This is a genomic window from Parabacteroides sp. AF17-3 (assembly GCF_003635445.1).
Taxonomy (GTDB): Bacteria; Bacteroidota; Bacteroidia; order Bacteroidales; family Tannerellaceae; genus Parabacteroides; species Parabacteroides goldsteinii.
Map to the genome: position 1 here is coordinate 428,449 of NZ_QTMM01000002.1, position 12,357 is coordinate 440,805.

Genomic DNA, 12,357 nt, shown 5'->3' on the forward strand with positions numbered 1-12,357 from the left:
TATCTTGTTTAATATTTAAATACACGGTATGAATGAGGCATAAGCGTCAGGCGGAAGGACTGGTTCTTTTCCTCTTTTTGGTAATGACGAACTCTCTTGGATGAAGTTTCTTCACTCACTGGAATCACAACGGAATCGTCGACGATATCAGTCAGTTGCTTTACTCCTTCATCTGTGATCACTCGGATTGTGACAGGCTCATCATTGAATGATTCCACAATGAATGTCCCGTTATCATAAAGAAACAGGCTCACCTTCGACGGAGCCTCGATATGTACAGGCAGATCCTGACTCATCACCCGGCGAAATATATTCAGTACGCCTTCGGGAAGATCGTATAGATTTCCCATATCGTCCGGAATAGTGATCACATACAAACTACCTTTCGAATAAAGAGCCCGAAGTAACATCGGATATCCACTGACACCACCTTCGAGGGGACGTCCGGCACTTGCCAGCTCCCAGGCATCGTTTGTCTGGTAACGAACCTGAGGGATCAACAGGTCCCGACCGGATTTACCCAATGGCCCGAAATCATTCACCAATGCTTTCAGATCCGAACAACGCAATTCAGCAATTTCGGCGATCTGTTCCGGTATAGCTTTCAACAGGTTACTGGTAATCACTATATCTCCGCCTTTCTGTAACTGAGCCTTCATCTTTGGAAGCAGCACCGGATCATATTTAGCCTGTTCAGTCAGCAAAACAACTTGCTGATCTGTCGGGAATTCGGGATACATATCCATCGGCAGGCCGATCATTCCCAGATAATTCGGAAGAAAGTCATCCCCCAGCGAATGATAAGGTTTGTAAGACTTGATCCCGACCAGCTTCCCGAGCTTATGGACAAACTTATCTATTTGTTCGAAAGTCACACCGGCTGCACGGGCAATCGTAGTTGGCTGCACCTGTTGTCCGTCGGCTGATCTGACCGGCTTTATCATGTCATCGTAATTAAAACTGGTTCCTTGTCCCTGCCAGGGAGTACGGTGCTCCGGTTTGATCTTTACATCCAGCAGTTGGTTATAGGCAAAAAGGATCATTTCAGGGGCTTTGGCGAACATGGTCAGCCAAAGTTGTTCTGCATACCGGTCCATCCCCAGTTCGGAACCACCGGCATCCACCCAACCACCTCCGTTATGACCGGGGCGCAGATTCTCATAATACCGAACCACGTTATAGCTCAGGTAATTTTGCAAATGCTGTGCATTACCCGGATCACGGGTTTCCGTTCCGGTCCATACACCGTCAAACAACCGAGGACCGTTCTTCAGATCGAATCCCAATCCCTGGAAATGATCGTACCAGTTCGGATATTTGATAATCACCTTTACATTCGGATTGACTTTCTTTGCCGGTTTCAGAACCAACGTCTGACCGGCTTCAGTCATCAGTTTAGTGCGGTAATCACTCCAGCTCTGACTGCCTTTGGCCTTGATTTCTATATCCGATTTACAGCTGGTAAAGAAAAAATCATCCAGGATAAAGTCATCGAAATGCCTGGCTGTATGTTCAGCTATTTCCTGTACCATCTTCCGATGTTCGGGATCGGAATAACAGAAGGTTTCAAAGTTATTCGCTTCATTGATCGTATAGGTGATGCCGCCACCCACTTCGATTCCCCGGTCGAGGAAGTACTTCTTTGCCTGTTCCAGGGTTTCATCGGGAACGATCAACAGGTCACGGTGCGTCTCCAAATAGATTTTATCGACCTTTACCTGTTGAGAGATTATATTCCAGGTGGAGTCCAGCCACGCAAGATCTTTCATCTTCTCTACCTCATATGCACGGGTATAAACCGAGACTTTGAAGCTCCGGTAATTACCGGCAAAAATGGAAGAGGAGATCAGCAATACTGACAGAAGATAATATATTCGTTTCATATTCATTGAAATAAATGCGTTTTACAATCCTATTTATCATTCAGTATCTTCCGGGCAGCCAATACCATATACATAAAGTAAGAAGCCTCGCCTCCCATACAATACTCACCTTCCTGCCAGATGAACGGATACGGCACCAGTTCCGGCAGGTCGGGACGGATCAGGACTGTTCCCGGAGTAACTCCACCCGGTATATAAGAACCATCGGCGCGATTCACCCCATAAGCCACTGTTGCCGAATTCGCTCCGATACCGGAAGCAAAAGAGACCGTGTTACTTCCCGGATGGCAACCCAGGATAAAGTTGATTGCATTGAAAATATAGTCTGGTGTGAACAGATCAGGATAAGCATCCTGCAGGAAGCAGTAATAATAACCCAGAGTCTGCACATCCCAGGAACCAGAACTCAAGTTTCCACGATCTTCAGGAACGCCGTATGGAGTCTGCAACTTCATTTTCTCATACTGGTCACGAACGGTAACCAATGCTTTACGGATAGACTGCGAGAATTTCTTATCATTCACCGCTTTATCGAAACGACCGATAAACCAGCCGAGACGATCGATGTGCTGAACGATATAATCCTGTTCGGCCAGCACATATTCCTTATAGGAATTATCACCGGTTGTCAGATACAGTTCGACTGCCGCATGTATTTTAGCTCCTTTAGTCCGCTCATCAGTCCGGGTGATCCGGTACAGTTCTTTCGCTGCATCCAATGCCTGTGTACTCAATGTATCGTTAAAGTTTTTCAAAACCCGGGAGATTGCTGATAACTGGGCAGCAGTCGTCAGTTCGCGATACGGGTTATCCTCTGTGAATACCCAACGATCGTCTTCATTTCCAGTCACATTGTCGGTGTGGGCACTGGCATCTCCCAGATGGACATACTGGCGGACACTGTTACAGATAATCCCGCGGTAAAGACGTCCGAGAGCACGATAACCTGCCACAACGGTCAATGCACCGTTCTCCACCTGCTGCAACAAGTCCGGTTTGCCGTCCGGCTGATGGATCTCGGTAACCCTTTTATGATGGTCGATCGTTGTCGCGTCGTAATCGATACCGAAATGTTCATACGCTAATGCCAGGATATAAGCCTCTCCTGCCTGTGACTCCACGCGGAGGTCATAGTCACCGGCATCATGCCAGCCGCCGATGGTCAGACCGGGTACGATATCACCCGGCTGGTATTGTATCAGTGTAGACGGCCCTGAAGAATATCCGTCGATATGGCTCAGGTTCACAGGAGCCATACGGGCATCATCCATATGACAAAGGTCATGCCAGACACGGTATTTTTCGTTTACCCGCATATGACACATCTGGATCGGCAGGAAGTACTCCAGTTCCGGCTGCCAGACGCCACGTTCATAAATGTCTTCAGCAATACGGAATACAGAAGAAACGGATTCACCGTAACGAACCTGATACAAACCTTCTTCTCGGATAGACGAAAAGTCGAAACGGAGATAGTTGTACCGCAAGAATTTACCCCATTCCTGTGCCGGTCTGTCCAGGATAAGCTCTTCACCCGCATCCGTAATTTTATAAAGAGCCGGTTCACCGATCTGCTTATCACGGCTATCCAGTTCGATCACAGCTATCTTCGGTTGATCTGGATGGTAACCAACCTGCGAGGTCTGTACTACAGGCGTATACAGCCAGTCTTTTACTACATTCGGAGTGATTACCCACTTGATCGCGTTCCTGGAAACACCCGCCGGTATCTCTGTCCGCAGAACAAACCAGCCGTTGTTATGATTCATACGTCCGTCATAAAGGATCAAGTCTCCGATTTCTGAACGGACCGTCACTTTGTTGTAAGGATCAGCCGGATTCATGGTGAATTTCTTACCACGGGCATAAGGGGCGGCTATGATATCGTCGGCAATCATCGGGTTGTAGGTGCCGTCACCTAAAAGATGTTTCAGGTCGACCTTTCCTTCCGGATTAAAGTTGCCGAGCCATTGGGTATTCGATTCGCAGGAGATTGTCGGACCATTCGCCTGTGGAGGGAAAATACCCACCTTGTGATCCATGATCCAGGGTTTTCCCAGAAGGGAACCCGGGTAAAGCTCGAGGTTAAAACCTATTTTTCCTTCATATTTCTGAGGGACGGGGGTATCCAGGTCGACTGTTACGATGACATCGTCACCCTCTCCTGCTACACGGATCGTGTACCGGAATACAAAATCCGGATAAAGGGTCGGGTTAAAACCTGTCATGTGCCTGGACGAATCGGGATAACTTAACGTAACGGTTATGCTGTTGTCCGCCTCATTCACCTGGCGGCTCCGCAGAACGGGAAGCGGTTGCCACTGCCCCTGAGAGGTCTCCAGGCGGATATCACCACTGGCGGCTACACGGTTGTTGTTCATAATAATGGTCACGCCGGTTTGTTTGCCCTCCGGATAGACATCGCTGAAAGCCATTACGTCTACACCTTCATTACGAAGATAACCGGCAGGATCGAGTTTGAATTCCTGCGCCTGAAGAGGCTGGAATTGTATCAATGCCAATAAGCCGATGCTTGTCAATATGTTCTTCATGATATGTATTCTTTTATATGTTGGTATCTGTTTGTTAGCTCTTATTTGTTTTCCAATAACTGACGGGCGGCGAGCACCAGGAACATATAGTGCGAGGAACCTCCTCCCATCACATATTCTGTCTGTTGCCAGAGGAAAGGAAAAGTCAGCAGTTCGGGGAAGTCCGGACGGATCATGGCAGTCCCGGAGATCACACCACCGGGGATATAAGACCAGTCCGCACGGTTCAACCCATAGGCTACCGTTGCTGAATTGGCTCCCACACCCGAAGCGAAAGAGGCGGTATTGCTTCCCGGATGACAACCCAGCACAAAGTTGAGCGCGCTGTAAAGCAACTCCGACCCAAACAGGTCAGGGTAAGCCTGCACGAGAAAATACTGTTGATAGCCGAACGACTGGATATCCCAGCCTGCCCCCCAAATGCTCGGTTTATAAGGGACACCATACGGGGTTTCCTTTTTCTGTTCTTCCAGTTCGCGGCGGAAAACGGCGAGTGCCTTGCGTATGTTCTCTGCAAATTTTTTATCCTTGATGGCCTGATCGGCGCGTCCAATAAACCAGCCTGTACGGGCGATGTTATCAACGATCAGTTTCTGTTGGCCGAGGATATATTTTTTGTATCCATCCTCGTGAGTTGCCAGATAAAGTTCTACGGCAGCCTGTAACTTATTTATTTCCGAACGATCGGTCACACGAGTCCGATCAAACAATTCGCGGGCGGCCTGCAAAGATTGTACGCTCAAGGTGTCGTTAAAGCCTTTCAACACACGGGAGACGGCAGCCAGGGCGGCGGCAGTGCTTAATTCGCGGGAAGGGTTATCTTCGGTGAATACCCAGCGGTCGTCGGCATTACCGATCACATTGTCGGTCATGGCACCGGCATCGCCCAGCATGACATACTGGCGCAGGTCGTTGCAAATAATTCCACGATACAGGCGGCCCAGGGCACGATAGCCTCCCACTACGGTTAAGGCACCATTCTCGACCTGTTGTAACAGGTCCGGTTTACCATCCGGCTGATGGATCTCGGTGATCCGGTTATGATGATCGATGGAGGTGACATCATAATCCTCGCGAAAAGCCTCATAAGCCAATGCCAGGATATAAGATTCACCGGCTTGCGATTCTACGCGCAGGTCGAAATCACCCGCATCATGCCATCCGCCGATATTTAATCCCGGAACGATATCCCCCGGGGCATACTTTGTCAAAGTCGAAGCATTCTGCGTATATCCGTCGATATGATTCAGGGCGGGAGCCATACGGGCATCGTCCAAATGACAATAGTCGTGCCAGACCCGATATTTTTCGTTCACCCGCATGTGGCACATTTGTACCGGAAGAAAATATTCCAGGACCGGCTGCCATACGCCCCGTTCATAGATATTCCGGGCGATGCGGAAAACAGAAGAGACCGAGTTTCCGTAACGAATCCGGTAAAGTCCTTCCTCCTTCACGTCCGTGAAATCAAATTTAAGATAGTTGTAACGCAGGAAGTTTCCCCACGGCTGTGGGGCTACGGCATGGATTTTCTCCTCTCCTTTTGCCGTAAGACGGTATAATATAGCTTCAGGACGTGCGCTATCGCGGCTATCCAACTCGATTATCGCCTCTTTCGGCTGCGCCGGGTGGTAACCGACCTGTGAAGTCTGGATAACAGGCGTATACAGCCAATCTTTTACTACATTCGGAGTGATAGTCCAGCAGACAGCGCCTTTCGTCACTCCGGCAGGAATTTCGCTGCGGACGACAAACCAACCGTTATTATGGTTCATACGTCCGTCGTATAGTTTTAATTCTGTGTTTTCCGATAAGATGGTAAATTTGTTGTAAGCATCGTCAGGGCGGACGGTGAAACAATGTCCAACCGCATAAGGTTCGGCTATCAGATCGTCGGCGACGATGGGATTATAAGACGAACCGTCTCTCGCCAGCTGTTTCCGGTCAGCCAAGAGGCCGCTTTCTTTTGTAAAAGAACAGTAATCACCGGTATGTTGATGATTGGAACGTACATTTAAAGTAGGTCCGTTAGGCTGTTGTGGGAAAATACCGTCCTGTTCATCCATGATCCAGGGTTTGCCGAAAAGATCGCCCGGAAAAAGTTCGAGATTAAAACCTACCTTACCTACGAAGTCTGCCGGGATGGGTCGATCGAGGTCGACCGTTACTACGATATCCCCGCCTTTCCCTTCTACACGGACCGTATAATTGAATTGGAGGTCAGGATAAATCATCGGATTGAAACCGGTCATATGGCGGGAAGAATCGGGATAGGAAAGCCGCGTGATGATCGTGTTGGAAGTATTATCTACAATGCGATCCTGTTGTTTTGGCACCGGCTGCCATTGTCCCGGTGTTGCTTCGAGACGGATATCACCGTTGGTAGCGATCCGGTTACCATGCATGATAAGGCTGACGCCCCCCTGATGGCCTTCGGGATAGAAATCGTTGAACGACATTACATCTACTCCCCCGTTGTTGAAGTATCCGGATGAATTGAGCTTGAACTCCTGAGCCGTCAAGGAGAAGACAGAAGCCAGTAAATATATGCCGATAAGTGTTCGTTTCATGTGAATAAGATTTAATAAAGACCTATCAATCCCAAATAGCATAATGAAATGCAACAAGTTATTTTACCGTCTTTTTGATATGTTAAAAAATATTACCCGGTGAAGTAATTCGAAATACATGCTATAATAATCTGATTTACCCGATAAGGTAATGTCATTTTGATAGTAACGGTTTTCTTCCGTGAAAGGAAATAGAGGGGGTGTTATAGGTCTTTCCTACAACAGACTTTAACACCCCCTGCTTCCTATAATAAACGTTTACAATCAATAGCCGGGATTCTGATCTTCCGGTCCGATCTCCGCATTCGTCAGGATTTCCTGATAAGGAATCGGATAAAGCATCTTATCCTTGTTATAATCGAATGTACGATAGGTACGCCAGTCCTGATAAGCGGCATCCGATCCCGGAGCAGTACCTACTCCCTTCGGATATTCCAGATTGATGAATTCCTCGATCATTCCCGTACGCTTCAAATCATAGAACAGGCTAAATTCTGCATTGAACTCATGGCGGCGTTCCATATTGACGGCTATCATCCATACGTCGGCAGAATAACCTTTTTCGGCTTTATATCTTGTATAATAAGTTCTTGCATCAGGAACCGAAACAGTTTCGCTTTGCATTGCGATCGGATATTCCGGATCACTCAGGCCTACTTCGTGGTTTCCCCAGGCACGTTCGCGGATCTGGCGGATTGCATCCCAGCCACTTGTTTCGTCGCCGGTATGGAAGCTGCATTCCGCATAATTCAACAGGATACCAGCATAGCGCAGCAGGTGCATGGTGAACGGCTGGTTGATAGTTGAACCATAGTCGCAGTTGGCACGCCAGTATTTCAGGCTGGAGATATTTGGCATATATTCGGAACCGGTCTTTACATTCGGAGCGCCGTTGGCACCGATCGTCTGTCCGGTCCAGGGGTTCGTCTCGCCTAAAGCCACCATTGATGCGGCACGACGGCGGTCGCCCTCTTCAAACGAATTGTAACATTCCCAGGAAACAAACAGGGAACCCCAGCCGTTATATTCCATAGAAGCGGCACAATAGCAGGCTGTCATATAATGATCTTCCGTCGGCGACCATCCCTGTACGTCCGACATGTTATTCCCGTTATCCGTCCACATGACGGTAGCAAAAACGTCTTCTGTCTGCCAGGCTTTTTCCGGATCGAACAAATAGCTGAAACATGGAACCAGTGAATAGGTGTTACTGTCGATTATTTCTTTCAGCAAAGTCTTGGCTTCCGCATATTTTTCCTGATACATCAGGGCCTCAGCCTGATAACCTAAACAGAAGCCTTTTGTTATACGTCCGTATTCGCCGTTGATCGGTGTCCAGTCGAGAACGGAAGCACCAAATGCGAGGTCATCGATAATCACCTGCCATGTTTCATCTTCCGTATCCGGGCGCGGCTTGGAAGGTGTATTTACATATGTCTCGCCAGCCATCAGCATAGGCACACGTCCGAAGTTTTTCGCCAGAGCCAGATAGTTGTAAGCACGGATAGCACGTGCCTGCGCTTCGATCTTCTTCTTGCCGACCTCGCCTTCGCTAAAGAGATCGTTGTCCATACTTTCCAGGCCGTCGAGCAAGGTGTTACAACGGGAAATCGCCTTATAACAGCCTACCCATAAAGAGAGGAACTCGGAACTGGAAGAGGTCCAGTCTTCCGTGCAATAGGCTTTATCCCAACCGCTAGCCTGTGTGTCGAGGGTCGGATGGTTTGACAGCATGTATTGTGGCTTAAAGCCCCACATAGAACCGTCGGCACCGGCCTCGTTGTCTTCTTTGGAGGGATAGAAGGTATCGTAACAACCGATCAGGCCACCTTCCACGTTTTCTTCACTCTGGAACATGAAGTCGCCAGGGAGAATATCGTAATGGTCTACTTCCAGATAATCCTTACAGCTGTTTGTCGTAAGCAAAAGGAGTAACGATAAGGCAGATATAACTATTTTTTTCATAAGACTCGAATTATAAGATTAAACAATTAGAATTGTACGCTCAAACCAAATGTGAATGTACGCGGATAGGGGTAACGGCCACCGTCGAAACCGGTTTGCAAGACTGCTGCATTACCGACTTCCGGATCGCCGAATTTATTATAGCCGGAGAAGCATGCGAGGTTCTCGACAGAGGCGAAGATGCGTGCATTGTCCATGCGGAGCGGCTGCAACCAACGTTTCGGGAAGGTATAACCGATCTGGATGTTCGCTATTTTCAAGAAATCGCCTTTCTTCACGTAAGCATCGGATGCTTTCATGTTTGTATTGTTATCGACGATAGTCATGCGCGGATAAACGGCATTGGGATTCGATTCGCTCCAGGCGTTGTTGATGTATTCCTTCAATGTATTCTGGATACCGCCGCCGGTCTTATATAGCTGGGTCATTTTCATGGCGGCATACGAGTTGATCTTCATACCGGCAATACCGTACATATAGATCATTGCATCCCAGTTCTTCCAACTGGCATTCAGGGTGAGGCCGTAATTCAGTTTCGGGAAACCGTTCCCCAATACTTTCTGGTCGTTACCGTCGATATGGCCGTCGCCGTTCAGGTCTTTGTATTTATAATCGCCCACGGTGGTGGCATTTACCTGGTAAGCGTCGTATCCGTTCTCTTTTGCAAGAGCATTCGCAGCATCTACTTCGGCTTGGTTCTTGAAGATGCCTTCCACTACATAACCGTAATAAGAACCTACTGCGTGACCTTCCATCGTTACGGAGTGGTTGGTCCAGTTATCGCCGTCGTCGGTGATCAAATCGCCGTTCGCATCGAGGTTGTTATAGATAGGGTCGCCCACTTCGATTACTTTGTTCTTCAACGTAGAGCCGGTCAGTGTAGCACCGAGGTTCCAGTCGCCGAAACGTTTGTTATAGGATACGCTAAACTCGAATCCTTTGTTCTGGATATGTCCGGCGTTGGTATAAACCTGTCCGTGTCCGGTAGACGGGCGCATGTTGCGATAAAGTAAAAGATTTTTGGAGTCACGGATGAAGTAATCCATCGTAATGTTCAGGTCGTTATTAAGCATGCCCAGGTCCAGACCGATATTTGTCTGTGTATTCGTTTCCCATTTCAGGTTGGTGTCGATCTCTTTCAGCTGGGCGAAGCCGACTACCTTATTATAGTTGGAAGATGAACCGCCTAACTGTCCCCAGTCGTAAGCAATGCGGTTGGAAGAGAGTTGGGCAACGGAAAGACTGGTCGCACTACCTGCATTACCGGTTTGTCCCCAACCGAAACGCAGCTTCATGTTGCTGAATATATCCAGGTTCTTGATAAAATCTTCTTCAGACAAACGCCATGCCAAAGCGGCAGAAGGGAAAGTACCCCAACGGTTACCCGATCCGAAGTTGGACGAACCGTCGCGACGTACGGTAGCGGTAACGATATAACGGTCCATCAGGGTGTACATGGCACGGCCGTACCAGGAGATGTAACGCGTCTTCAGATTATAACCGCCGTCGCCGATGCGTGAAGTCTGGTCGCTGGTCAACGACATCTGGCGATAAGTGTCTGCCAGGAAATTGCTTGCATTGGAAGAGACCCAATGGCCCCAGTAATTGGTGACCGAATTACCTGCCATGACCGTCAGGTTATGGATATCGTTCTTCCAGTTATAGGTGAAATAGCTTTCGATCTCGATATTATTATCCTGCGACTGGTTCATCCAGAAAGAGTTGGTCTGTGCTGCGGTGATGGTTCGCGGATTTACGATGTTGAAACCGCTTCCGTCTACTGTCGAAAGCGTATAGGAGCCGATCGTACGGAATTGCAATCCCTTGAACAGATTCAGGTTCAGATAGGCACTGCCGACAAATTTGTTTTCATAGGTAGGGGTCTTATCTTCTTCCATCTTAGCGGCATAGGGGTTATCCTGGCCTTTCTGGATATCGCCTTCACCGCTGATCTGCATGAAAGCGTTGTAAGTTCCGTCTGCATTGGCGCGCCAGTCGTTGCTGATGAACTGGCCGGTGGTTTCATCCACATAATCCATAGTCGGAGTCAATGTCGCATAGCTGCGGAGGTTTCCGCCTCCCACCTTTTCAGAATGAACGAAAGCGACGTTACCGCCTACTTCGATAAAGTCTTTTACCTTGTGAGTTACATTGGCACGGGCCGTCAGACGGGAGAAGTTGGAATCCAGTATCACGCCGTCGTTATTCAGGTAACCGACCGAGAAAGTCGATTGTGTCTTATCGTTGCCACCGGAAACGGATAGCATGTAATTCTGCTGCAAAGCGGTACGGGTCATAACGTCCTGCCAGTCGATGGTGCGCAGGCGGCCTGCATAGTCTGCACCAAAGGCTTTGTTCTGGATAGAGGCCTTATCGTTGGCACGTCCCTGGCGAACAGAGTAGGCAAAAAGGTCGGCATCGGCTACGTCCAGCTTACCGGTCATGTTCTGGATACCGAAGTTAGCAGAGAAGTTGAGTTGGGTTGCCCCTTTCACCCCTTTCTTCGTCGTGATCATAACGACACCGTTCGCACCACGGGCACCGTAGATAGCGGTGGCGGAAGCGTCTTTCAGTACTTCGATGCTTTCCACATCGGCTGGATTTACAAAGTTGGCATTACTGCCGACCTGTACTCCGTCGACTACATACAACGGATCGGCCGAGCCGTTCACCGTCGCAACACCACGGATACGGATTGTCGCCGTCCCTTCCGGGTCACCCGAGTTCTTGGAAACCATCACGCCGGCGGCAGAGCCCTGCAACCCTTGCGCGAGGTTCAGCGGATTACGTTTCATCATCTGTTCCTTGTCGACCGAAACAACGGAACCGGAAATGTCGCTTTTCTTGATCGTACCGTAACCGACAACGACTACTTCGTCGATCATCTCGGAGTCTTCTTTTAATACTATATTATAAGAAGTCTTCTGGGTTACTTTAAAACTTTGAGGATTATAACCGATATAGGAGACTTTCACCTCAGCGCCTTCCGGAACTTCCAGTTCGTACTTGCCATCCATATCACTGATTATACCGATCGTTGTACCGACTACAGCAATGTTCGCCCCGATAATTGGTTCGCCCTTCTCATCTGTAATGATACCAGAGATTTTTTTCGACTGCTGCATAGCAGTTGTGCTTGCCGGATTCACATCACCGTTATCTACTGCCGCATGGGCAACAAGACCGGTACTAAATAAGAATGCAAATCCCAAAGACTTCAGCGTCAACAAAATTTTAACGTGTTTATTCATACTGAATTGATTTAAAGTAAAAAATAAATTTTTAACTGAAACAAAATTAGTTCATGTACCTCTAACACGAAGGAAATAATGTTTCACGATGCGGGTAAAACGGTAAATGAAGAGGGATAAATTGTGTCTTTTATGG

5 protein-coding genes are annotated in these 12,357 nt (G+C 48.3%); all 5 read right to left on the reverse strand.

The window, feature by feature from the left end; all coding sequences use genetic code 11:
• Positions 1-8: 8 nt before the first annotated feature.
• The 5 genes from DWW91_RS03910 to DWW91_RS03930 all read right to left on the reverse strand — a co-directional run bounded on the left by DWW91_RS03910 (position 9) and on the right by DWW91_RS03930 (position 12,221).
• Positions 9-1,883 (reverse strand): hypothetical protein, encoded by a 1,875-nt coding sequence (locus tag DWW91_RS03910; protein WP_233584400.1) that lies wholly within the window; start codon positions 1,881-1,883, stop codon positions 9-11.
• A gap of 29 nt (positions 1,884-1,912) precedes the next feature.
• Positions 1,913-4,435 (reverse strand): glycoside hydrolase family 9 protein, encoded by a 2,523-nt coding sequence (locus tag DWW91_RS03915; protein ID WP_122327008.1) that lies wholly within the window; start codon positions 4,433-4,435, stop codon positions 1,913-1,915.
• 41 nt (positions 4,436-4,476) lie between these two features.
• Positions 4,477-7,005 carry a glycoside hydrolase family 9 protein gene (locus DWW91_RS03920; protein ID WP_122327009.1) on the reverse strand — a complete coding sequence of 843 codons (2,529 nt, stop codon included), beginning with the start codon at positions 7,003-7,005 and terminating at the stop codon, positions 4,477-4,479.
• A 264-nt stretch (positions 7,006-7,269) separates the two neighbouring features.
• Complete coding sequence (locus DWW91_RS03925; protein WP_122327010.1) at positions 7,270-8,970, reverse strand: RagB/SusD family nutrient uptake outer membrane protein; 1,701 nt, start codon at positions 8,968-8,970, stop codon at positions 7,270-7,272.
• A gap of 26 nt (positions 8,971-8,996) precedes the next feature.
• The gene (locus DWW91_RS03930) at positions 8,997-12,221 is read right to left on the reverse strand and encodes a TonB-dependent receptor (RefSeq protein WP_233584401.1); all 3,225 of its coding nucleotides are present in this window, start codon (positions 12,219-12,221) and stop codon (positions 8,997-8,999) included.
• Positions 12,222-12,357 lie beyond the last annotated feature (136 nt).